The organism is Mycoplasma testudineum, from assembly GCF_002245785.1.
GTDB classification, from domain to species: domain Bacteria; phylum Bacillota_I; class Bacilli_A; order Mycoplasmatales; family Metamycoplasmataceae; genus Mycoplasmopsis_B; species Mycoplasmopsis_B testudinea.
This window is the reverse complement of the sequence record NZ_NNCE01000004.1, coordinates 56,640-82,343: the sequence shown is the minus strand read 5'-3', so window position 1 is coordinate 82,343 and position 25,704 is coordinate 56,640. Positions and strand designations below refer to the sequence as shown.

The following is a 25,704-nucleotide window of genomic DNA, read 5'->3' as shown; positions in this document are numbered from 1 at the left end:
AAATTGTCATCATTAATTAGCATTTAAGGAGATAAGTCTTATAATTAAAAAATGAATAATTTTATTAATTTACATTTGAATACAGAGTTTTCATTTTTGGATTCAACAATTAGAATAAGTGATTTAATTTCTTTTGCCAAAAATAACGGTCTAAAAAAATTAGTTATCACAGATCATAATAATTTAAACGGTTTAGACACATTTTATTACCAATGTAAAGCAAATGATATTAGCCCAATTGCTGGTTTGGAAGCAGATATTGAAGGCAAAAAGAGAATAATATTAATTGCCAAAAATAATAGCGGTTTGCAAAAACTATATTTAGTTATTTTGAAAATTCAAGTTGACGGATTTATCACTTTAAAGGATTTAAAAGTTTTCGAAGATGATTTAATTTTTATTGATCACCCTAGACAATCGTTTAAATTAAATTCATCTCAAATTAATGAAAATAATTTTAAAAATTTTTATTTATCAGACGGTCAAATAAATGTACCAAATTCTCTTTATGTTAACGAGAATAAAATTATGTTTTCAGATGAACAAATTGCTTTAGAAATTTTAAATTCTACTGCTGGTAACAATGACAACCAAAACATTAAATTCACACCACTAGATAACGGTGAATCTGTTGATATGGAAATGAAATCAAGAATTTCTGATTTAGTTAAAGATATTGAAATAAATTTACATAAAGCAGATAAATTTATGCCTTCTTTTGATATTAAAAGTCAAGTCCCTAGCGACAAAATATTGGAAAATAAGCTAAATGAATTATTGAATAAAAGAGGGCACATTTTTAAAGATTTTAGTCAAGCTAAATTAAGGCTTGAATATGAATTAAAGGTAATAAATAATTTAGGATACGCAGATTATTTTTTAAATATTGCTGAAATTATAGATTATGCTAAATCAACAGATATTGAAGTAGGACCGGGTAGAGGTTCTGCAGCAGGTTCTTTAGTTTCATTTTTACTTGATATAACAACAATAAATCCATTAGAATATGGTTTGCTTTTTGAAAGATTTTTAAATCCAGAAAGAGTTTCTTTACCTGATATTGATATTGATATACAAGATGATAAAAGAGATATTTTAATTAAACAATATATATTGCCTAGATATGGAGCTAATAATGTGGCTACAATTACAACATATTCATATTTAGCTGCTAAAAGTTCACTTAGAGATATAGATAGATATTTACATAAAGTTGAAGATCCTAATTCATTAAGTAAATCAAATTTAGAAGATGTTTCTAAAGCACTTGATCCAAAGTTGAATCTTAGCGAAAATCTAAAACAAAATAAAAAGCTCTTTAAAATTATAAATAAAGGTTCGGGAGGACAAAATTTAGAAAAAGCTAAGATTGAATACAATTTAATGTTGGCTCAAAAAATTGAAGGACTGCCAAGACAAACAGGAACACATGCGGCCGGAATAATAATTAGCGATAAACCATTAGTAGAAAATTTGCCATTGTCAATTGTAAATGACATGTATCAAATTCAATATGACATGACAAATTTAGAAAAACTTGGATTTTTAAAAATTGATTTTTTAGGTTTAAAAACACTAAGTACAATTAAATCTATTAAAGAACTAATACAAATTCACCATCCTGAAATTTACAAAAATTTAAAATTAAATCCTGCTGATTTTTCAAAACAAAAAGATTTAATTGAATTAGTTCAAAGTGGTGACACATTAGGGATTTTCCAAATTGAATCACATGGAATGACAACCGTTTTCCAAAAATCTAATATATCTGAATTCAAAGATATTTATGACATCATTTCTTTATATAGACCGGGGCCAATGGAATATATAGACAATTACATTGAAAACAAAAAGAACCCTTCTAAAATTGAAAAAATATCACCTGAGTATGACAAAATTTTGGCTTCAACACACGGAATAATTGTTTATCAAGAACAGATCATGGAAATAGCTCAAAAAGTTTCTGGTTTAAATTTTGCTAAAGCAGATATCTTAAGACGAGCAATCGGGAAAAAAGATGCAACATTATTAAAAAGCTTAAAACAGCAATTTGTTGATGGAGCTCTTAATAACGGTTTTGAAATTTCAACTATTGAGAAAATTTTTAAAAACATCGAAATGTTTGCTAACTATGGTTTTAATAAAAGTCATGCAGTTGCCTATGCAACAATTGCTTATGAAATGATTTATTACAAAGCTAAGTTCCCTTTATTTTTTTATACATCATTAATTAAAACAGCTAACGGTGATCAGAAAAAAATAAATGCTTTTGCAAATGAAGCAATCAAAAGAGGAATTAAAGTATCTTCACCTAATGTCAATTTTCCAGATGAAGAAAATTCACTAATTGGAGATGTCTTACATTTACCGCTTACAATGATTAAATCATTTGGTCCTGGAGCTAATGATAAACTAGTTGAAGATTATCTAAACAATGGTAAATACACTAATTTTTTCAATTTTGTAGTTAGAGCAAGATTTGCTGGTTTAACAGAAACAAATATTAAACGTTTAATTTGAAGTAGTGCTTTAAGAGATTTTGGAACCCAAAGTCAATGTGAAAGCTGATATGACGAAGCTGAATTGATGTTCAAAGAAAAGCAAGCGATATTAAAATTATCTCCTAATGCAATTGTAGATTTTAGCGATATCTATCAAGATCAAAGTTACGATGAAAAAACTAGATTGTTAAATATTGAAATCGACAATGAAGTTGAAAATTTAGGACAAGCTTATAATAACTACTCACAAGAATCTAATCTTTTAAATCTTGGGATAAATAAAGAAGCTGAAATAAGTGTGCAAATTTTATCTAAAAATTATTTCAAAACCCCTCCTACTGCAGCACGTCAATTTGAAAGTATCATTTTAAAATTTAAAGATAAATCTGTATCTGAAGCAATTATGTGATGTAATAAAAGTGATCAATCATTAATTGATTTATTAGAAGTAAATAACAAATATAAAGTTATAGTTAAAAAAATAGAAGCAAAGAATAAAATCACTTTCAAAATTTTAAAAGTGATTTCAAAGGAAAATAATGAATAAGAGAATATTACTTATTGATGGAATGTATTTAGCATTTCGTTCATTTTATGGTTCGCAAGCCGCTAGCCAATTTTCAAGTACACCACATTTCTTTTTTAATTCACTTATTAGTTTAATAAAAAATACAAACCCTGATTATTTATATATCGCAATTGATTTACCAGGAAAAACTTGAAGACATAAAATTTATGATGAATATAAAGCAGGTAGAGTAGAAACTCCAGAAGGTTTCAGAGAAGATTTAAAAAAAATCTATCAACTTCTAGAAGCATCTAATTTTAAATTTGGTGGTGCAGCTGAATTTGAAGCTGATGATATTATTGCAACTTTAGCAACAAAAGCTGATTCGCAAGATTATGTTTTTGTTTTTTCAAAAGATCAAGATTTATTGCAACTAGTTTCTCCAAATTGTTCAGTTTTACATGACACAAATTTTAATGTTGTAATTAATCATGAAGATTTTATGGAAGTATATGGCATGGTACCTGATCAAGTCCCTGATTACAAAGGTTTGGCAGGAGATAGCAGCGATAATCTTAAAGGTGTAGCTGGAATTGGAAAAGTAACTGCATTAAAATTACTTAACAAGTTTCAAACATTAGAAAATATTTATGAAAATATTTTCGACGAATTTATCTCTAGTTCAATTAGAGCTAAGCTTGTGCAAGATAAAGAAAGTGCGCTTTTTTGTAAAAAAATGGCTACTTTAGTTCGCGATGTCAAATTGGATTTTGATTTTAACGATATTAAATTGAACATAGTGTTTGATGAACCAGTTCAAGAAATGTTTACTGAATTAAAAACAGTTTCAAGACAATTAAAAAAGTTATATGATAGCAATAACCGGTAGAACCCATTCTGGCAAAACTTTTTTATTAAAACAATTATCAAATCTAGGCTATAAAACATTATCAGCCGATGATTTTTTTCATGAACAATATAAAAAAGATCAGGCAGGATATAAATTAATTTTAAGCTTCTTAGGGCCTCAATTTGTAAAAAGTGATGAAGTAAATCGAAGTGCAATAAAAGAGTGGCTTAAAAGTGATGAAAATAATATAAATATCCTAAATAAATTGACGCACAAGCTGTTATTTGAACATCTAATAAAACAAAAATACGATTTTGTGGAAATTCCGATAATTAATAGCGAATTTTATGATTTTTTATCACTTTTTGATAGGGTAATTAACCTGGAAATAAGTAATCAACAAAGACAAAAATTTATCAACAATAGAAATGTCGATAAGTCAACAATAGAACTAATAGACCGCCTAAACAAAGGGTTTTACGGTCCTAAAAGTGTCAATATCTCCTTTGAAGAACGGCAAAAGCCAAATTTTCTTGAAGACTTTTTGACTTTAGTTAAGCATTAGAATACATAATACATTTATGAGAGTTGGAGGCATTATGGATTTTGACAAATTTTTGCTTATAAAAACAGAATTTCTACCAACCGAAAGGCATTTATATTTAAGAAGCTTATATGCGCCCATAATTGGCATTAAAAGTGTTTTTTTATATGAAATTTTTAGTGATTTATTAGTTCAAGGTCAAAATATTGCCCAATCTTTTGCACAGATATGCGATTTATATTCTTTTACATTTGAAGAATTAAGAATTGCAAAAGAATATTTAGAAGCAATTGGTTTAATAAGTACTTTTAAAAGTGAAGATCAATCATCTTATAAAATACAACTTTTGCCGGTTAAAACACCAGCTGAATTTTTCGAAAATAAAGTTTTTTGTCAATTGCTAGTAGAAAAATTAGGACAAAAAAATGTTGATCAAATTGGTTCAAAGTTTCATATCGAAACTTTTCTTGACCATTCTTATAAACGCGAAACAAAGAGCTTTTTTGAAATTTTTCAAATAAAAGCTTCAAAATTGAATAAATCTGTTGACAATATTAGTCTTCAAAGCAAAACTTATAATGATGTTTACGAGGCAGTTGAAGAATTAGATTCATTAAGTTTTTATAAATTCTTAATCAATAAAGAACCAAGTAGCGAAATTAAAAAAGTAGTTGCAAAGTGAAAATCTTTAATTTCTGAAAAAATCATCAATCTTGTTTTTCATTACAGTTACAAAAAAGTAAATGGAATTAAGCAACATTACGTTGATAGAATACTTCGAGATACTCACGAAAATGGAAGATCAAATTTTGCTGAGCTTAAAAATTTTTTTGAACTTATTTTAAATGGAAATTCACTTAAAAGAGATCCTGAGCGAACAGCTACTTTTGTAATTCAACCCAAAAATTCACCATCACAAATTGAAGAATTTACTTTTGATGAACCAGTTAATCAGATTGCAGATATTTCGACTTTGGATGGTTTAATCAAAAAATTAGAAAATGATAAGAAAATGATTAAAAGATAATTATGAAATATTTTGATAATGGCAATGATAAAAGTTTTATAAGTAAAATCGAGCGCACAGAATTGGTTGAATCAATAAAAGATATTTGAAAAAAAATTGAAGCGCAAAATTGGTTTCAAGATTTTAAAAATAAGGCTTTAGAACATATAACATCAGAAAATTTTGACAAACAAAAACTAATTTTGTTTGGAGATTTTTGTGCAAGACTCGAAGAAGAACAAATCATAGCTGATGGTAGATCTAATGAACTAGAATACATAACCGATTTTTATATTAATTCCTCAAATAAATTAAGAAGCACTGTAAGTTTACTAAATAATGCTGTTGGAAAAAAAATCATGTTCAATAATTATTTCGATAATTATTCGTTTGTTTCAGTTGATTATCAAGAAAATGATAATGATTCATTAATTGAAACATATGAATATTTTGCACTTCCAACCAAAAATAAAAATTGAATTGCAAATGGTGATGATTGGTTAGTAAAATCAAATTTTAAAAAAGGTTTATATTTTTCAAATTTGATTAATTACTACACAAGTAGAGCCAAAAAAGTTGTACTAACTAGTTGGGATTGACTAACTCAAAATCATTTAGCTAAAAACGATGAAACAAAAATTAATATTACAGATCTAATAAATTATGACGTAGTAATCATAGATAACATGGACTTACAAAATACCCCAGGATTTATCATTGATATTTTGGTTGTTCCACTTATTGAAAATGCAGTTTCAGAAAAATTTGAATTAAAAGGATACTTGCTTGATGGGTATAAAACTTTTGCGACAACTTTAGTTAAAAAATCATCATTGAATAAACCTTATTTACAAAAGCTTTTAATTCAACTATTTAAAACAATTAAAAATGAATAAAATGTATTTCAAGAAAACTTGTTTTGTCTTTAATTATCCTAAAGCAAATAAAGTTTCAATAATAGGGTAAAATGTAATATTATGAACTTAAAGAAAAAAATTTTATTGACCGGAATTATCGGATCTGGAGTTATTGCATCAACTGTTTTTGTATCATGTAATAATAGCGTTCCTACACCAGCAAGTAATAACATAACTAATTTTGATATACAAAACCTAATAGCTGAAAATAGCATTACTTTTCAAGCTAAAGCAAGCGCTAGAAATATGAGTGCTCAGGATGCAGTTGCATTATTAAATTCAACCGAAGGAAATACAAAAACATTAGCTCAGCAATTTAGTTGATTAGAACAGCTATTAGAATCAAATGATCTATCTAGATTCAATAACATAACATTAACTGCTATGTCTGCACAAGTTTCAAATTTAATACATTCACCAGAAAGAAGTAATACTATTCAAGTTACATTAGCAGGTAAATTTAATTCCCAAAATGTAAGCATAACTTTCTTTATTTCTAATTTTTTAAATGCATCTTCAACAAATGAAGATTGAGAAACTCAATCAGCCGCAATGACACAGAATAAAACCTTTAACGAAACAGTATATACCATGGATCTAAAGGCGTTAGGCCCTGATTTTACATTAGTAAAATACGTACAAACAATTAACTCTAACTCTTCGAAAAGTGATGCTGTTGTTGCTCTTAAAAATATCTTAGTTGCCGCAAAAGTAATTACTGAAGAACAAAGAGTACAGTTAAGTATTGAAGGTTCTTTTATAGTAAATAATGAAACTGTTTTTATGTTTTTACAACCTAATGAAGCATTAAACGGATTTTCATTAATGTTCCACTATAGATTAAATTCTTCATATCCTTTATTTGCAGAAGTTAAAATAAAATTTGCTGCTTAATTAAAAAATAAACACCTCGTTAAATGAGGTGCTAAGAGATAATTATCTGTTTCAGATAATTTTTTATTTTCTAATTTTTGCAAAAACAGATGTTGGGTATTGTTTACTTCTTAAAAACTTAACTCTATCTTTAAGTTTAATATAATCTTCATAATCACTGCCAGGTTTAGCATAATCATAATCATCTAAAATTACCAATGATTCTAATGATTCATCTTCAAAATTCGCTATATCTGCTTGCATTGTTCCAATTGAAAAATTAGTTTTAATATTGCCGTGGTTAGTTAATTTAAATTCTTCAATTAGGGGTGTATCAATTACTTCATTTTGAGTTTGAGATGATTCTAATTTTGCAACATAATTTTTTTGTTCATCTTTAGAAAGCTCTAAAAATTTCAATCAATTTCTAAACATATGCATATCATCATTGCCTTGAGTATTTTTTAAATCTTCAGCATAAATTGATTTAATAACAATCATTTTTTCACGTGCTCTACTAATTGCGACATTTAATGCATTTGCCCCTCCAGGTCTTCCTACATATGTAGAATGAATCTTAGAATTTTTATCGTAAACTAATGTTGCAATAATTAAGTCAGCTTCATCACCTTGAATGTTTTCAATGTTTCTTAACATCAATGAACCATCATTAATCTTTGCTTCTAGTTCAGGGTAATTATTAAATATTTCGGTAGTAATTAAATTTGCTTGTTTAGCGTTAAATGTAAGAATAATAATTTTTTCATAAGTATCTAAATTTTGTAGTGTCATTTGGATTGCAATAGCTGCTTCTTTTGGATTAGAACCATCTTCTCAAATACCATCTTCTACTTGAATAACTTCAATGGCATCTTTACTTATTGAATCAAATGAATCAACAACATCTAAACTAGATTTATAAAAATGTTTTGAACTAAAAGTCATTAAAGAAGCTGATTTAGAACGATAATTTTTATCCAACAGTACTCTGTGCACACCAAGCGAAATAGCATAATCTAATAATGAATCTACATTACCAAAAACAGACTCGTCAATACTTCTAGTTGAAAATCATCTTGTTGGTTTCATTTGCTGATCATCACCAGCTAATATTTTATGTTTTGCAAGGTATAAAATTGGAATACCTTTTTCTATAAAAATTTGTGATGATTCATCCGAAATTGCATAATCAAATTCTTCTTTTTCTCAGCCACTTAAATCAGAATTTGGAGTGGTAACAATTACTGGATAAATTAATTTAATTATGTCTAAATATTCTTTGATAAATTTGTGAGGTTGCATATTAGCTAATCTAGCTGCAGAAGCAAAACTAATATATTTTTTATATATTTTAGAATCTTTGTCTAATGATTCGACTTTTGTAAATATCGTTTTTAATACCATTTTAGATAATTCTTGTGATTCGTAAATTTTATCAGCCTTATCTTCTGCAATATTTTGGCTTAAAATTATTTTTTCAAAATACTTTATGTCATGGTCTTTAACTTCGTTAATAAAGGAATTTAACTGTCCAGGAAAGTCAGCTAAATTATTTTTTATAATGTCAACTTGACTTTTTATTAATTTTTGTTTAGGTGTCATATTTACAATATTTGCTACAAAAAAATTAACTTTATTTAACTTATAAAATTCTTTAATTCAGTTTTCATTTTTAATTGAATCTGGGTAAATTAAAGTAGAATCCAATTTTTGAATATTTTGAAATAACGATAAATTTGGGTTAGGAACTATTTTTGATATTCTGTTATATATGTTTGAAATTTGATCAAATTTTTCATAACTATATAGGTGTCTCAATATGTTTACAAATTCTTTTTCACTATCTGAAATAATTTTTATGGGTGCAATATTATTTGCATTTTTTAATGTTTCTAAATTTTCTATATATTTAACAATAGGAACATAAAAATTTTTTTTACGCATTTCCTTGTCATTTAATATAAATAAACAAAATTGTCCTAATGACTTGATTCTATTTTGAATAACTTCAAGTGCAGCCTTTTTTTCACTTACTACTAATGCAGTTTTACCATAAGCTAAAATGTTAGCAACTATATTTACAATTGTTTGGCTTTTTCCGGTCCCCGGTGGACCTCAAATAATAGTGTCTTGATTTAATGCTGAAACTACCGCTTTATCTTGTGAATAATTAGTATCTACAATTTTGTAAAATCCAAAATTCTTTTTAAAAATAGATTCATTGATAATTTGATCATATTTATTTTTATTGAATTCAACATTGAAAATATTGTCCATATCATCATTTTTTATGATCTCAATCATTCTATTTCTAGCATAGCCGCCTAGTGGTTGATAAAGCCCTAAAACTAATCCTCCGTGGAAAGTAATTTTCTCACTTTCTGAAATAACAGACTTATTAATTTTTTGATTAATTTCAAAATTCATATCATATATGTGACTTCAAATATTTGAAATTTTGTGAAAAAATTCCCCGATTGAATCATTTGAAAATGGGAAATCAACTGATAAATCAAACCCGCTTGAATTTAAAATTCATAATAGCTTTTCATTTATTTTTAATTCTCCATTAGATTTTAAAGTAGCAATTGAACTAGATATATTAATAGTAACTTCTTTTAAAAAAAGGGGAGCAAATATTTGTTTACCATCTATGTTAACATTAACAAACAAAAACCCAATGTGCATTGGTCAGACATTGTTTTCGCTATTCATTTCCTTGGCTTCATTTAAAAGAAGTTTTCATTTCACTGAACTTTTTTGACTTTTACTTTCGATATTGTCGATTAACTTAGTTTTAGTTGTTTTAAAATCAGATTTTAATTCTTTTATTTTTTGCTTTGTTAATTCAATTTTATATTTTTGAGCAACAAATTCTACATCTTCTACACTGTTTGCTTTTTTAAGTTCTTCAATAATTTCTTTAAATTCGTTAACATTCAAAACTATGGCAAAATCTTTTTCATTAATTATTTTTGAAGCGATATTTGGACCGAAACTTTTATTAATATCAAAATATTTAGTTTCATTAATTTTTGTAAATACTGATGAATCATTTGCTGATATATCAAGCAAATTATCCAAAATAGTTTGATATCTTTTTAATTGTTCATTAGTTAAATTTCTTTGTTTTAATAAGTCAAGTAGAAAGTTTTTTTGATTAAACATTTTTATCCTTAAGTAGCTGATTTATCTTTTGCTCTAGTTCTTTTGCTGCAGCACCCATTATGATATTAATTGATTTTGTGCTTAACAAAACACCGGTTACTTCTGGATATTTTTTTATTTTTTCAACATTAACTAATTTGTTGTTTTCAAAATTAATTCTTAATTTACTTAATGTTGCGCTCACCGAATTTATATTGTTTATACCGCCTAAAAGTTCTCACAATTCGTTTTCATTAAAACTTGTTTTAACATTTTCTTTATCTAAATAATTATTATTTTTTATTGCTCTTCGGCGCAGTGCACCAAACGTAATAATGTTTGCTATTTTTGCAAATACTTTTCTAATTTTGCTCATAAAATAATTATAAACATGTTTTGATTTTTGTTTTATTATCTTGCATTTTTGATTTAAATGTTGTTCGAGCATAATTTGTATAGAGAATGAAATAGTAATTCATATTTATTTGATTCTTGCTATAATGCAGCCATGACAAAATTTAAATATATATTGCCACTGTCATTGGCAACGGTCTCAATTCCGATTGTGGCTGTAGCGTGTAGCCAGAACACGGATACGGACGATAAAAAAATTGAAACAAAAGACAATAGTGAAGTTAACGTTGTTGTCAAATCGATATCAACAGAAGAAGTGCAAAAAGCTGATTTTGAAGCAGTTTTTCGAGTTACTATATCTGGAAATGAATTTACAAAATTGGTAGATGATAAAAAAACTAATCAAGATATTGTAAATAGTTTTTTCAGTTATGTAAGTGATTCAAGTGAATATAAAGCACTAAAATTAAGCCAGAACTGAGTAGCAAACGTTACTAAAAGCGAATCTACATATGTTGTTACTTATAATGTTCCAAAAGCAAATGATTTTTCAACTGTTGATTTAAATACATTGGGTGTAGAAAAACCTTCATTCTCAATTAATATTGAAGAAAGTGAAGTTGATTCTAAATTAAATGATTTTATTGAATCTCACACTAAATTTGTTATTGAAAAAAATCCAGAATATTTAGCTGTTTTAGGCGATAGAGTAAAATTATCGTTTGTAGGTAAAGTTGATGGAGTAGAATTTGAAGGAGGAAAAAGCGAAAGTACTGATTTAATACTTGGATCAAAAAGTTTTATTGGTAATTTTGAAGAACAATTAGTTGGTCTTAAAGTTGGAGATAAAAAAGTAGTTAATGTTAAATTTCCCGATAATTATCGTGCTACAAATTTAGCTGGTAAAGATGCTGCTTTTGATGTTGTAATTTTAGAAATAGCAAAATTAACAAAACCAACATTAAATTTTGAATTCTTCAAAAGCGAAACAAACTACGTTACTTTTACTTCAGCAGATGATTTGAAAAAAATATTCAAAAGACAATCACAATACTCTAAATTACAAAAATCACTTGAAGCATTTTATGGCTTAGTAGTTAATAAAATTTGAGGTGAAAATAGTGATTTTAAATATTCAAAAACTGAATTAAAAAATGAAATAACTGGCTTAAAAAATTCATTTATTAATAGATTAAGACAAAATGGTCAAACATTACAAAACTATTTAATGTTTGTTAATCAAACTGAAGAACAATTCGATGCCGAAACAGATAGTACAGCTAGAGAAAATATTAAATATCAGGAAATATCAAATTATTTATTTAATAAATTTAATATAACAATTTCAGATGAAGAATTTAATAAGTACTTTTTGTTGATGTCACAAATTAATGGTGTAAGCGAAGAAATAATAAAGACTCAAGTAAATAGTAGAAAAGAAAGTTATACTTACACACTAAAACTTGAGAAGGCAAAATTAGAAGTTTTAAAATTAATTTACCCAGAACAAGAAGAAGAATTTAAAAGGCTTGTTTCAGAAATAATTAGTAACTAAAACAGTAGAAAGCTAGAATAGGTATTAATACCTATTTTTTTATTAACAAAAAATATCTCCACAGAGATATTCAACTATTCAGTTACCGGTGGATTATCAACAAGCTTTTTAGCTTCACTTAATTTAACGCTAAAGAAGGTTGTAACTCCTCGAGTTTGCATTGTTGCACCAATTAAATCATCAACTCTACTCATAGTTCCGTGACGGTGTGTAATAACTAGGAATTGTGTTTTATTTTTTAATTTTTGTAAGTATTCAGCATATCGAACTACATTGGCATCATCAAGAGCTGCTTCTACTTCATCTAAAATACATAAAGCTAATGGTCTTGCTCTTAAAATTGCAAATAGTAAAGATATAGCAATAAGAGATTTTTCACCACCTGAAAATAGTCTTAAACTATTAACACTTTTACCAGGAGGCTGCGCTTTTATATCAATACCACTTTCTAATGGATTTGATGGATCGATATAAAACACTTCTGCTCTACCACCACCAAACATAGTTCTAAAAACGTTATTGAATTCTTCATTTATTTCATTAATTATTGAAGACATTTTTTCAATAATTAATGAATCCATTTCTTTGATAGCTGTTTCAATTTTTACTTTTGTTTCAATAATTTCATTTTCAGCATTTTTCAACTCATCAAATCTTTCGCTTATTTCTTCAAATTCTTTAATTGCATCAACATTAACGTTACCTAAATCTTTAATGTCTGATTTAAGGATTGCAATTTTTTCTTCTGCTGCTTCAATATCACCTTCAAATTTATATTTAGCTGAAGCAACTTCTAGTGTCATATTATAAAATTCACTAAGTCGTTTGTGGTTTTCTTGAGTTATAAATGAAGCCTTGTCTCTTTCTCTAATAACTTTTGAAAAAGCTTTTTCTAAATCTATCAATGATTTTTGATATTCTGATTTTTCACTTTCAAGTCTAAATGTTTCTTGATTTAATATTTTAACTCTAGCTGAATTTGCATCACGTTGTGCACTTAAACGAACTTTTTCAGATTGTAGAGCTTGGATTTTTGTCTTAACTTCTGTAGATTCTTTTAGTTCTAATTTTTCAGATGATATTGCTTCATATTGTGATTTTAATTTAGCAAAATTAATTTCTTCATTTTGTAAATTAGTTTCATATTTTGTTTTTGCAACTGTAAGTTCACTAATTAATGTTTGCAATGTTTTGCGTTTAGAATCATCAATCATAATTTGATTTTCTAATCTTTTTTGAATTGCATCCATTTCAGGAATTGCATCTTTAAGTTTTTGGATTTGATCATCTATTCCAATTAATGTAGCATCCGCTTGCGGTGTACCACCAGTCATTACTCCACCTGAACGAATAATATCTCCATATAAAGTTACAATCATGTAACGGTGACTTAATAACGCATCTATGTTTTTAGCTGCTTCAATATTTTCGGTAACAATAATATTTCCAAGTAAAAATTTAGAAAGAATTTCAAGTTCAGGATTATCTACTGAAACTAATTCAGAAGCTAAACCTAAATAACCATCAACATTAGAAAGTGCCATTAAATGTTCTCTTCTAACAACTTTTTCAGATATAGATTTAATAGGTATAAATGTTGCTCTTCCACCATCATTTTGTTTAAGGAAATTAATAGCTTGAACAGCTACATCACTATCTTTAACAACAATGTGTTGCAATGTATTACCTAATACTGCTTCAACAGCAAGTGCATAATCTTTTGGTATTTTTAATAAATCTACAACTAGTCCAAAATAACCTTTAAAAATATTGCTATTTTCAGTGATTGTTTTTACACCCTTGAAATAATTTGTTTTATTTTTTTTATGATCTTCTAAAATAGAAATTCTTGTTTTAGCCTCACTAATTCTTTTGTGTTCTTTAGCTTGAGTAATTCTTGCATCATTTACTGATTTGTCTAATTGGCTAATTGCTTCTTTTTTATCATTAATTTCACTTTGCAATTTATTTGCTTCTTTTTGATAAAAATCTATTGTAGTTTTAGTAGAAGAAATCGAAGCAACTAATGCTTCTTTTTTTTGTTCAGAAGATGCTTTTAAATCACCTGAAATAATTAGTTCTCTATGTTTTTCTTCTTGAGCAAAAACAATTTGTAATTGACTTAAACCTTCTTCAATTTTGGCAATTCTAGAATTTGTATCTTGAATTTCATTTTCAATATCTAATCTTTCTCTAGTAGCTTGTGAAAGGTGGTCACTGCTATTTGAAATAGCTGCTTCAAGATTATCTTTGGTTTCTTGAACACCTTCTAATTGTTGATTATATTCTTCAATTTTTTCTTTATAGAAATTCAAGTTGTGTACTAAAACACCAACTTCAATTGCTTTAAGTTCTCTAGCTTTTTCTAGATAAATTTTAGCTTTATCTGCTTGAGCTCTAAGTGGTTTTAATTGTCTATCTAATTCTTTAATAACAACTTGAATTTGATTTAAAGATTCTTGAGTTTTTTCAAGTTTTCTAAGAGCTTCTGTTTTTCTAAATTTGTATTTACTTACCCCTGCAGCTTCTTCAAAAATTAACCTTCTACTTTCAGGTGTTGCTTCAGCAATATCACTAACAGTTCCTTGTGAAATAATAGCTAAAGATGATTTAGAAATTCCTGATTCTAAAACAATATCTTTAATATCACGATAACGAACTAATTCATCATTTATGTAATATTTATTTTTACCTTCTCCTCTTTCAAGTTCTCTAGTTATTGTTATTGTTTTATGAGGTAAAGAAACCAAGCCTTCTGAATTGTCAAAAGTTAAAGTAACAATCGCTTTTTTCATTTCAGTAACTTTTTTACTTCCACCGAAAATAACATCTTCCATATTTTCACCTCTAAGTGATTTGGATGATTGTTCTCCTAAAACTCATTTTATTGCATCATTAATGTTTGATTTACCGCTTCCGTTTGGACCGACAATCCCTACAACTCCACCGTCAAAAGTTAATTGAATTGGGTCAGCAAATGATTTAAATCCGTGAGCGTAAATTTTTTTTAATTTCATAGATATCCTTTATTAAATCTGGTTATTCTTTAATTATAAAATATTGATTAACTTATTTGGGTATTTCGAAGAAATAAAATGACACATTTTTTAGTACATATATCAGCTCATATAAGACTAATATTCATCCTTAAAAATATTAATTTACTAGACTTCATTTAATATAATTTAAAAATGAGTATAGACAAATATCAAAGACTGTTAAATAACTTATTAGAAATTCAAAGAGTAGATAGAACACTATATACAAGAATAGATAATATTGTTGTATTTGATTTTAATAAAAAATTTGGTCAAAAATCTTTAGAAAAAATACTAAATCAAAAATCATTTAAAATTAATTTAGTTGAAAACGATTACGAATTATTTTTTGAAAAAATAAAAAATTGTGAAGATGGTCAATGCATTATTGATACCCATGCAGAGTTTAATTTTAAATTATCAAAAGTAAATCAATCAGCACTATTAAATGAAGAAAAATTTATTGATTTAAAAAAATCAATTCTTGAAAATTTAATTAAAAAAATTGCTCAATATAGCGTTAGATGGCACCAATTTAGAAGAAAAGTTGTAGATATCAATATTCAAAAAAATATTTGGCCTTTACACGTTGGAACAATGTTTGCAAAAATAAAAATTGAAGGTAAAGAATTATATGCACCATTAATTTTTAAAGAAGTGTTGTTGGAAATGAAAAATAGTCAATCAATGTCTTATCTTACACTTGAATCAAACGGTGACTGAATTATTAACGAGAAACTAATTTTTATGTTAAATCGCTTTGGATATAATTTCCCGCCCGTTTTAGATTTAAAAGAAATGAATATAGATGAAGTTATTGAAATAATTGCTAAAAAATTTAATTTAAATTATACAAAGGAAATTTTGCAAGACAAAACAACGCTAACAACAAAATTAAGCATTGATAACATAAATTTGGAAATTAGTAGCGGAACAGTGCTAGGTTTATTTGAACCGGCAGGCGGTAATTTGAAAAAATTGATGCTTGAAATTATTGAAAAAAATGAAGTAGATGACATCTTAGATGTCAACATTGATAAAAGCGAATATATGAAAAATGTTCAAGCTAATTTTGAAAATGAAATTGATATTTATAAAGTTCAGCCTGCTGATTATTCTCAAGAAAAAGCAATAGTTTCATCATTAGATCAATCGACAGTAATTTGAGGTCCGCCTGGAACTGGTAAAAGTCAAGTAATCGCAAATTTAATTGCAAATATTTTAATTAAGAACAAGAAAGCGATTGTAGTTAGTCAAAAAAGAGCAGCCTTAGAGGTGCTTAAAAAACGATTGAAAAATTTAACTCCTTTTGTGTTTTTTAACATAAATGAAAAAAATATGGATAAAAGCGATTTCTATAAATCATTCCGTGAATTTGTCAAAAAAATAGATAATTTTCAACATTCAGATAATCAAGAATATCTCGCAAATTTAAGACAAAAAAATACTCGTTTATCTAGAAATCAAGCAGAAGCTATTAAATTCCTGTCAACAGCTGCCAAGGAAAAAGATTACAGATCAAAATTGAATTTAATTCAATATTTTCAAAACAACTTCACATTTGTTGATGAAATTAAGCAATTAAAATCAGATTATTTATTTCCTAAAAATCCACAAGATTATAAAGATTTCTTTAGTCAAATAGTTAGTTTAAATAAAATTGAAAAAACTGGATTTTTTATATTTAAAAGTTATCCTGCAGAAGTTAAACAACAAGCTAATTTAGCTTATGATATTTATAAAAAAAATAAAACTCAATTTTCGCTTGATGAAATTAATAAAATTAAAACTGAAATTAATTTGGGCAACTATAAAAATTTAATTGAGCACAACGAACATTTTTATAACCAAGAAAATTTTCAAGATGATTCAAAACATATTGAATCAAAAATACTTTCAAAAATTATGAATAATCTTTATGCTTTAAAAAATGGCGATCCTGCTCAAAAAGAGTTTTACAAAGATTGTCAGAAATTTTTTAATGCCGTTAGAGCTGGTAGAAGGTTGCCGTTTAAATTTTTAAAAGATCACGAAAAAGTTATTGACTTTTTATTTAAAATTCAAATTTCTACACCAGAAAATTTGCAACTTCATATGCAGAAAAATTATTACGATTATGTGATTCTTGATGAAGCTTCACAGATGTTTGTCGAAACTGGTTTACCACTTTTATATGTTTCAAAAATTAAAATTTTTGCTGGAGATAATCAGCAACTAAAACCAAGTAAGTGATTTGGAATTAGAGAAGAAGCAAATGAAAATGAAGAAGTCGATTTAGCCGAAGATGCTGAAAGTTTGCTTGATTACGGTTTAGAAAAGGGAGTTTATTCAATAATGCTTGATAAAAATTATCGAGCAAAACACGCTAGTTTAATGAGTTTTAGTGCTAAAGAATTTTATGAAGATAATTTAGATGTTGTTAATCAAAACGGAGTCAATTACAATTCAATTGAAATCATAAATGTAGATGGCGAATGAGTAGATCAAACGAATAGTGTAGAAGTCGACAAAGTAATTGAAATTGCAAATGATAATTTAGAAAAATACAATAGCATAATTTTACTAACATTAAATTCAAATCAAAAACAAGCTATAGAAAGTGAAATTATTTCACACTATCCGAAATTATTTAAAGCTATTGAAGACGAAAAAATTATGTTGAGAAGTTTAGAAAATATTCAGGGGGACGAAGCCGAATTAGTTATTATTTCTGTTGCTTACGATAAAAACACTTTTATATCTCAGACATATGTTGCTAGAAAAGGCGGCAAAAACGCTCTAAATGTAGCGATAAGCCGTGCTCAAAAGAAAATGATAATAGTTAAATCTCTTTATTCAAATGATCTTAAAAAAGGCGATTCTATAGATTATTTAGTTTTTAGATCATGATTAAATTTTTTGGATTTGAAAGATAGCGAAAAGATTTCATATTCTTCAAAACAAGAAGAAGAAATTGAAATTTTTGGTGGTGAATACGATTCTGGTTTTGAACAGGACGTAGCGGAATTATTAGCAAAAAGGTTGCCGAAAAACTTAGGTTTAAAAATTGAAAGACAATATTCTGTTGGATCATTAAGAATTGATTTGGCAATACTTGATGCCAATTTAAATTACATTATCGGAATAGAAGTAGATGGCTACAGATATCATGGTGGTTTAGGAATTGACAAGCAACTTGCTGATTTTTCTAGACAAGAATATTTAGAAGCAAAAGGCTACAATATAACAAGAATTTTAGAAATCAGTTGATATAGAGATAAAGAAGGCACAATTCAAAAAATTGTTGATTATATTAATTCTAACTTTGAAAATATTTATAAGCAAATTTCATAAGTGATGTTAAGTGATAATTACATTTAATTTGATTTATTAGTTGATTTTTTCTTATATTTATAATGTGGTTCAATTCCCTCTTTTTTAAGGACATTTTTTAAAATTTTTCCAAGCTTACTTGAACTAATACACAAACCGAATTTTGTCAAAATGAATTGCTCCATTTTGTTATAAGAAGGATATTCTGACTTTTTTCAATATTCAAGAGTTTGTGGCAATATTTTCTTATCAATGAATTCGTTAATTAAATAGTTGATTGAATAATTAAATTTGTTCTTATATTTTCTTGGAATTGGAATGAGTAATTTTTTTGAATTTGCAAGCTTAATTTTGATGCAAAAATAACCATCTCCAGATGCCTGAAATTCTTTTCTGTGGACTTGTTTAATTTTGGAAATTAACTGACATATTGTTTCTTGGTGAAAAGGCTCTAATTTGTCAAAATAATCATTAAATTTTTCATAGCCTTTCCTGCTTTCGATTCTAATGTGTTGAAGTAAATTAGATTCATTAATTTTTCTTGTTACTTCTATAGTTTTGTCATTTGATGATTTTATTTTTTTAGATTCTGGCACTTTTTTCATATTCGTAGTACATAAATTAGTCTAGTAAATAGACAGGTTATTTTAATTTCCTTTCATAACCTGAGTATTTAGTCACAAATACATAATTGAATTTGGAATACACATTTGAGTTTTTAGTTTACTCCATACGTTAATTTTCGATAAGTTACCAGAAAATGCAATGAAAATTTCCATTTTATTTTAATTTGATTAAGCATACAAACTTTAGTGTATTATTTATAAAAATTAATTGCATAGACTAAACTGTTTTAATCCACTACTAAAAATTAAATGTGTTGCTTATTGACCAGCTAATTCATTGTAATTTGAAAAGTAAATAATAAAAAACCAGACAATTTTGTCTGGTTTTAATCAAACCAGCTTTTATAAGCTGTTTTTAAATTTTATTTATGAGATTTATGTAGTTTAAGAACAACACCACGTGCAGCTTCTCAAATAATTTCTGCATATGAAGGGTGTGGGTGGATTGTTGAAGCAATTTCGTAAATTGTAATTTCATTATCCATAGCTAAAGTAATTTCAGCTATAAAATCACTAATGTTTGCCCCAAAAATTTGTGATCCAAGAATTTTACCTGTTTCTGAATCAACATAGATTTCAATAAATCCTTCATTTTTTCCAGTTGCAATAGCACGTCCTAAATGAGCGTAACTGTATTTTCCAATTACTACTTTGTAACCTGCATCAACAGCTTCTTTATGTGTAAGTCCAACAAAAGAAATTTCTGGATTTGTATAAATAACAGCTGGAACATTTTTCTTAGGATAAACATGTGAAATTCCATTTATTCGGTTAACAACTTCTTGCGCTTGTGAATAAGCAACGTGTGCTAACATTTTTTGAGCATTAACATCACCTACTGCATAAAATCCAGCAATATTTGTTTCAAAATTATCATCTACTTGAATTACACCACGCTCATCAAATTTGATCCCAAATTTATCAACTCCAAGACTTACAGTTACTCTACCTACAGAAACTAATGTGTAATCTGCTTCAAGTTCTTTTGCTTCACCGTTAGATTCAAATAAAAGTTTTTTACCTTTCATTTCTTTAACCTGTGAATTGAAATAGAATTTAACACCATCTTTTTCTAAACGAGTAATTAAAGCTTTTCTAATAGCAAGCGAAATACCATCAGTCAAAATTGAATCAGTATTTTGAATAACATTAACTTTAACACCAGCGGTTGAATAAACTTGTGCCATTTCTAAACCGATAACACCAGCACCAATAATATTTAATGATGAAGGGTAATCTTGCATGTTGATTGCACTTCGGCTTGTGATTGCAATACCTTTTTCGTATGCTTTATCAAAACCTGGTAAGTTTAGTTTTCTTGAAACTGAACCAGTTGCTAAAATAACATTTTTAGCACTGTAAACTTTACCATCAACTTTGATTGCTTTAGCAGCTACAAATTCAGCAGTTCCTTCAATAACTTTGATGTTAGGTTGTTTTAAAAGTAATTTAACTCCACCAACAATTTGCTTAACAACTGCATCTTTTTTAGCTTGAATAGCTTTTCAGCTTTTTTTGTAGTCTATTTCAATATTAGCATTTTTATAAACTACACCCACTTCTTGTGCTTCTTGAGTTGCTTGTAAATAGTGAGTTGAATTTAATAGTGCTTTTGTTGGAATACATCCAATATTAAGACAAACACCACCTCAAAATTCTTTTTCAACAATTAAAGTTTTTAATCCGTATTTACCTGCTTCTTCAGCTGCTAAATATCCAGCTGGTCCAGCACCTACTACGATTAAATCAAATTCTTCGTCTACTTTTCCTGCAAAAGCTTTTGCTTCTTCTTTATTTGAAGAAGAAACTTGAACTTTAGGACTTTCAACTTTTACTTCAGCTTTTACTTCAGCTTTTGGACTTGGAGCAGCTTCTTTAGAATCACTACTTCCTGAAGCATCATCAATAACGTAAATTACATCACCAACATGGATAACTTTTCCTTCTTCAAGAAGAACTTCAGTAATTTTTCCAGTTACAGGGCTAGGAATATCACTTGTCATTTTTTCATTTTCAACTGAAAAAAGTGATTCTCCTTCTTTAACTAAATCGCCTACTTTTTTGTAAACTTCAGCGACCGTTCCTTCGTGTAAACCTTCACCAATATCTGCAAATTTAAATTTATACATAATTAAAATGCTCCTAATAATGCTGGGTTTTCTAGTAATTTAGTTACTCTAGTTGTAAATCTTCCGATTGTTGAACCATCCACTCATCTATGATCAGCTGCTGTAGTTAAATACATAACTTTACCTGGTTTAACTTCTCCATTTACAATAACTGCTTCATCAATAATTGCTCCAACACCAAGAATACCTATTTCTGGGTAATTGATTACAGGAACTCCATGTAATGAACCAACTGAACCATAGTTAGTAATTGTAAAAGTTGCTCCTTGCATTTGAGAAGGTTTCAATGTTTTTTTTCTAGCAGCACTTGCTAATTCAACAATTTCTTTAGCAATTGAAACTACACTTTTTGTTTGTACATCTTTAATAACTGGTACAAATAGTCCGTGATCTGTATCAACTGCGATTCCCATGTTTACAGTATTTGGATAAACTAATTCTTCAGTTTTTTCATCGTATTTAGCACCAAAAATTGGAAACTCTTGTAATGCTAGTGCTGTTGCTTTAACAATGAAAGCTAAGAAAGTGATTTTTACACCTGAAATTTCAAAAAGATCATCTTTAACTAAGTTTCTGTAATCTCACAATTTAGTCATATCAGCTCTGTGAACTAAATTAACATAAGCAACATTTGCTCAAGAATTTTTCATTGCTTTAGCAATTGCTTTTCTTACGTTATCTACTTTAACTCGTTTAGCTTCAAGTGTTTTGAATGCACTTTCTTTTGGTGCTGAAACTAGTTTTGGAGCAACTGCAACTTCAGCTGCAGGTACAACTGCTGGAGTGTTTTTCTGATTTTTCAATCATTGAAAACGCTCTCTTTTTCTTAATCCTTTAGGCATAGTTGCACTTGCACTAACAGGAGCTGAACTAGCAACTGGAGTTTGTACTTTGTTACCAAATGATAATCCTGATGTTTTAACAATGTCATTTGAAACTGTTAGTGTACCAACTACTGAAGGAGCATCTTCTTCAGCTTTTTTAGGTTCAGCTGCTTTAGCTGAAGAACCTAAAGTATTATCAATTGTGAAAATGTGATCACCAACAGAAATAACTTGAGTATCTTTAATTAATACTTCAGTAATTTTACCACTTGCAGGACTAGGAATATCACTTGTCATTTTTTCGTTTTCGACTGAAAAAAGAGGCTCTCCTTCTTTAACTGAATCACCAACTTTTTTATATACTTCGGCAACAGTTCCTTCGTGAAGACCTTCACCGATATCAGCAAACTTGAATTTAAACATTAAAATACTCCTAATAAATTTGGGTTTTCCAGTAATAATCCAACTCTTGATGTAAATCTACCGATAGTTGAACCATCTATTCAACGATGATCTGCAGCAGTAGTTAAGTACATTACTTTTCCTGGTACCATTTTTTTCAATTTTTTATCTAAAACCGGCATATCTGCGATTGCTCCAACTCCTAAAATACCAATTTCAGGATAGTTAATTACTGGAACACCGAATAATGAACCTACTGAACCGTAATTGGTAATTGTAAATGTAGCATCTTTCATTTGACTTGGTTTTAGTGATTTGTCTCTAGCAGCTTTAGCTAAAGTAACAATTTCTTGTGCTAATTGCACTACAGATTTTTTATCTGCATCGTGAATCACAGGTACAAATAAACCATGGTCAGTATCAACTGCAATTCCAATGTTTACTCGGTCTGGATACACTAGTTCTTCGGTTTTTTCATCGTATTTAGCACCGAAAACTGGATATTCATGAATTGCTAAAGCAACTGCTTTAACTATAAATGCTAAAAATGTGATATTAGCACCAGTCATTTCAAAGATAAAGTCTTTGACACTTTTTCTGTAATCTCATAATTTTGACACGTAAATTTTATGAATTAAATTAACATAAGCAACATTGGCTCAAGAATTTTTCATTGCCTTTGCAATTGCTTTTCTAACATTATCAACTTTAACTCTTTTAGCTGATGAATCATCAAGCAATGGGCTTCTAACGCTAAAGGCCTCAAATTTTGAAGGACTTTTGCTTGTTGCAATTTTAGATGGATCAAAAGATAAAATATCTTGCTCCATAATTTTTCCTTGGAAACCACTTCCGGTTACTAAAGATAAATCTATTTGCTTTTTAGCAGCGAGAATTCTAGCTAATGGGCTTATGCGAATGTTTGCATTTGCCATTAATAGCTCCTTATATTAACCTTTGTATGTTTCAGAAGAATCACGCATCACTTTTGCAATGTGAGCAGCAATTTTATCTTTATTTGGTGTGTGGTATGCTTCTAATTTTGCAAGTGGAACTGTAATGTCAAATCCACTTACTCTTGTAACAGGAGCACGTAATTCATCAAAAGCTTCATCAGCAACTGTAGCCATAATTTCAGCTGCTACTGAAAATGATTTAACTTCTTCAGTAACAACTACTAATCTTCCAGTTTTTCTTACTGATTCAAGAATTGTTGCTTTATCTCATGGTGAAATTGTACGTAAGTCAATAATTTCAGCACTTGGTGCAATACCTTTTTCAGCCATTTCTTGTAATGCTTTAATAGTTTCGTGAACCATGTATCCTCAAGCAACGATAGTGATATCATCACCTTCAGAAACCTTTTTAGCTTTACCAATTTCGATTTCGAAAATTCCTTCTTCAACTTCTTGTTTAAAAGCTCTATATAAGTGTTTGTGTTCCATGAATACAACTGGATCTGGATCTTTAATAGCAGCAATCATTAATCCTTTTGTATCTTCAGGATTAGAAGGGAAAACAACTTTTAGACCTGGAATGTGTGCATATAAAGCTTCAAGTGCTTCAGAGTGGTGTTCAAGCGCTCTAACTCCACCACCAACTGGCATTTTGTAAACCATTGGTACTGTATATCTTGAACGTGAACGGTTTCTGTAGCGAGCTGCATTAGCAAATAATTGTAAGAAACCTGGGAATGAAAAACCTGAGAATTGGATTTCAGCAATAGCTTTATATCCGTATAATCCTAATCCTACAGCTACTCCGGTTTGTGAAGCTTCTGAAATTGGAGAATCTCAAACACGGTCTTTTCCATATTTTTCTTGTAATCCAGCAGTAGCTCTAAAAACTCCACCTTCAAAACCAGCATCTTGACCGTATAATACTATTTTTCTATCAGCAGCCATCATTACGTCGATAGCGTTGTTTGATGCTTCAATGTTATTCATTAAACGTTTAGCCATTATTTAGCTCCTTTGATTTCGGCAAGCATTTTATCTCTTTGCTCTTTTAATTCTGGTGTTAAAGTAGCGTATGTATGATCAAAAATTTCTGTTGGTTCAATTTTTTCAATAACTTTTAGTGACTCTTCGTAAGCTGCTTTAACTTCTTCTTGAGCTTTTAGTAAAAATTCTTCTTGTTGTTTTTTAGAGTAGATTTTGTTGTCAATTAAATATTTTTCAATTCTGTGGAATGGTTCTCACTCTTCCATTTTTTTCTCAACTTCTTCTGTACGATAAACTCTAGGGTTATCACTTGAAGTATGAACACCTTGTCTTCAAGTAACAAATTCAACTAAAACTGGTTTACTTGTTTCTCTAGCATAGTCAATTGCTTCTTTCATAACTTCGTATGAAGCAAGTAAATCGTTTCCGTCAACTCTTACTCCGGCAATACCAGCTGCGTGTGCTTTAGCAGCAATAACAGCTTTAGATTCTAAGTGTCCAGGTGTAGAAATAGCTCATTGGTTGTTATTTACAGTAAAAATAGCTGGTCATTCTTGAATTGAAGCCATGTTCATTGCTTCATAAGTTTCACCTTCAGCTGTTCCACCGTTACCAACAATAGTTACAGCTACAGCTTGTTTTGATTTAGGATTAGCTTTTTTTTCTAATTTCATCCCGTAAGAAATACCTGCTGCATGTGAATATTGAGCACCAATTGTAATAGCAATAGGAGTAACGTTAACTCCTTCAGGAATTCTACTTCCTTCTTCACTACCATTTCAGTAAACCATGTTGTGAACCATAGGAACACCTAACATTAACATTGTCGCATTTGATCTAAAAGCTGGAACCATTCAGTCAATTTTTGGGTCCATAGCCATTGCAGTAGCAACTTGTAATCCTTCTTCACCAAAGTTAGGTGCAAATGTTAGCATTCTACCTTGTTTTTGCAATTGGGTCATGTATTTGTCCATTTCACGTGAACGAACCATGAACTCATATCCTCTAATTAATTCTTCATTACTTAGAGTTGTTTTATTTTTTTTACCCTCAGGAGTTAAATTACCATCTTTGTCTAGATAACGAACTAAATCAGTTTCTTTATCCATAACTTTTTCTGGGTTAACATATTTAAAATTTTTGTTCATAAAAATCTCCAATTTCTATATTTAAGT

The 25,704-nt window shown here is 28.4% G+C and carries 17 protein-coding genes and 1 pseudogene; 8 read left to right on the top strand and 10 right to left on the bottom strand.

The genetic code is table 4. The features are described from left to right. Positions 1-51 precede the first annotated feature (51 nt). The 6 genes from dnaE (at position 52) to CG473_RS02390 (ending at position 7,220) form a co-directional block, all read left to right on the top strand. Entirely contained in the window at positions 52-3,048 is a 2,997-nt protein-coding gene (dnaE, locus tag CG473_RS02415; RefSeq protein WP_094254723.1) for a DNA polymerase III subunit alpha, read from the top strand. Then, positions 3,041-3,898: a 5'-3' exonuclease gene (locus CG473_RS02410; protein ID WP_094254722.1), complete on the top strand. Its 858-nt coding sequence runs from the start codon at positions 3,041-3,043 to the stop codon at positions 3,896-3,898. Before dnaE ends, CG473_RS02410 begins: the two co-directional genes overlap by 8 nt. Continuing rightward, the gene (coaE, locus tag CG473_RS02405; protein WP_094254721.1) at positions 3,879-4,424 is read left to right on the top strand and encodes a dephospho-CoA kinase; all 546 of its coding nucleotides are present in this window, start codon (positions 3,879-3,881) and stop codon (positions 4,422-4,424) included. Before CG473_RS02410 ends, coaE begins: the two co-directional genes overlap by 20 nt. 34 nt (positions 4,425-4,458) lie before the next feature. Further along, entirely contained in the window at positions 4,459-5,430 is a 972-nt protein-coding gene (locus CG473_RS02400; protein WP_094254720.1) for a DnaD domain protein, read from the top strand. 2 nt (positions 5,431-5,432) lie between these two features. Further along, entirely contained in the window at positions 5,433-6,305 is an 873-nt protein-coding gene (locus CG473_RS02395) for a hypothetical protein (protein ID WP_094254719.1), read from the top strand. A gap of 81 nt (positions 6,306-6,386) precedes the next feature. Continuing rightward, a complete protein-coding gene (locus CG473_RS02390) occupies positions 6,387-7,220 on the top strand; it encodes a hypothetical protein (RefSeq protein ID WP_094254718.1) in 834 nt (277 codons plus the stop codon). A 63-nt stretch (positions 7,221-7,283) separates the two neighbouring features. On the opposite strand, the gene CG473_RS02385 is transcribed toward CG473_RS02390, so the two are convergent. Both CG473_RS02385 and CG473_RS02380 read right to left on the bottom strand, forming a co-directional pair. Continuing rightward, complete coding sequence (locus tag CG473_RS02385) at positions 7,284-10,367, bottom strand: DEAD/DEAH box helicase (RefSeq protein WP_094254717.1); 3,084 nt, start codon at positions 10,365-10,367, stop codon at positions 7,284-7,286. After that, on the bottom strand, positions 10,360-10,722 hold the full coding sequence (locus CG473_RS02380) for a PTS sugar transporter subunit IIB (protein WP_094254716.1): 363 nt from the start codon (positions 10,720-10,722) through the stop codon (positions 10,360-10,362). Before CG473_RS02380 ends, CG473_RS02385 begins: the two co-directional genes overlap by 8 nt. A 132-nt stretch (positions 10,723-10,854) precedes the next feature. On the opposite strand from CG473_RS02380, the gene tig reads away from it, so the two are divergent. Beyond that, positions 10,855-12,255 carry a trigger factor gene (gene tig / locus CG473_RS02375; RefSeq protein ID WP_166623192.1) on the top strand — a complete coding sequence of 467 codons (1,401 nt, stop codon included), beginning with the start codon at positions 10,855-10,857 and terminating at the stop codon, positions 12,253-12,255. A 74-nt stretch (positions 12,256-12,329) separates the two neighbouring features. Here the strand turns inward: tig and CG473_RS02370 are convergent, their stop codons facing one another. Further along, positions 12,330-15,272: an AAA family ATPase gene (locus CG473_RS02370; protein ID WP_094254714.1), complete on the bottom strand. Its 2,943-nt coding sequence runs from the start codon at positions 15,270-15,272 to the stop codon at positions 12,330-12,332. A gap of 174 nt (positions 15,273-15,446) precedes the next feature. Between CG473_RS02370 and CG473_RS02365 the strand changes: the two genes are divergently transcribed. After that, positions 15,447-18,626, top strand: coding sequence for an AAA domain-containing protein (locus tag CG473_RS02365; RefSeq protein ID WP_094254713.1), 3,180 nt, complete (start codon positions 15,447-15,449; stop codon positions 18,624-18,626). A 23-nt stretch (positions 18,627-18,649) separates the two neighbouring features. Here the strand turns inward: CG473_RS02365 and CG473_RS02360 are convergent, their stop codons facing one another. From CG473_RS02360 to pdhA, 7 genes and pseudogenes are all read right to left on the bottom strand, one after another. Then, a complete protein-coding gene (locus tag CG473_RS02360; RefSeq protein WP_094254712.1) occupies positions 18,650-19,210 on the bottom strand; it encodes a hypothetical protein in 561 nt (186 codons plus the stop codon). Between the two features lie 383 nt (positions 19,211-19,593). Beyond that, a complete protein-coding gene (gene lpdA, locus CG473_RS02355; RefSeq protein WP_424991517.1) occupies positions 19,594-20,973 on the bottom strand; it encodes a dihydrolipoyl dehydrogenase in 1,380 nt (459 codons plus the stop codon). Positions 20,974-21,054: 81 nt separating this feature from the next. Further along, positions 21,055-21,360 (bottom strand): annotated as a pseudogene (locus tag CG473_RS04365) (biotin/lipoyl-containing protein); the annotation flags it as partial. Between the two features lie 2 nt (positions 21,361-21,362). Then, on the bottom strand, positions 21,363-22,607 hold the full coding sequence (locus tag CG473_RS04350) for a 2-oxo acid dehydrogenase subunit E2 (RefSeq protein ID WP_208107022.1): 1,245 nt from the start codon (positions 22,605-22,607) through the stop codon (positions 21,363-21,365). Beyond that, positions 22,607-23,521, bottom strand: coding sequence for a 2-oxo acid dehydrogenase subunit E2 (locus tag CG473_RS02340; RefSeq protein WP_094254710.1), 915 nt, complete (start codon positions 23,519-23,521; stop codon positions 22,607-22,609). Before CG473_RS02340 ends, CG473_RS04350 begins: the two co-directional genes overlap by 1 nt. Before the next feature lie 15 nt (positions 23,522-23,536). Continuing rightward, positions 23,537-24,547 carry an alpha-ketoacid dehydrogenase subunit beta gene (locus tag CG473_RS02335; RefSeq protein ID WP_094254709.1) on the bottom strand — a complete coding sequence of 337 codons (1,011 nt, stop codon included), beginning with the start codon at positions 24,545-24,547 and terminating at the stop codon, positions 23,537-23,539. Beyond that, complete coding sequence (gene pdhA / locus CG473_RS02330; RefSeq protein WP_094254708.1) at positions 24,547-25,677, bottom strand: pyruvate dehydrogenase (acetyl-transferring) E1 component subunit alpha; 1,131 nt, start codon at positions 25,675-25,677, stop codon at positions 24,547-24,549. Before pdhA ends, CG473_RS02335 begins: the two co-directional genes overlap by 1 nt. Positions 25,678-25,704 lie beyond the last annotated feature (27 nt).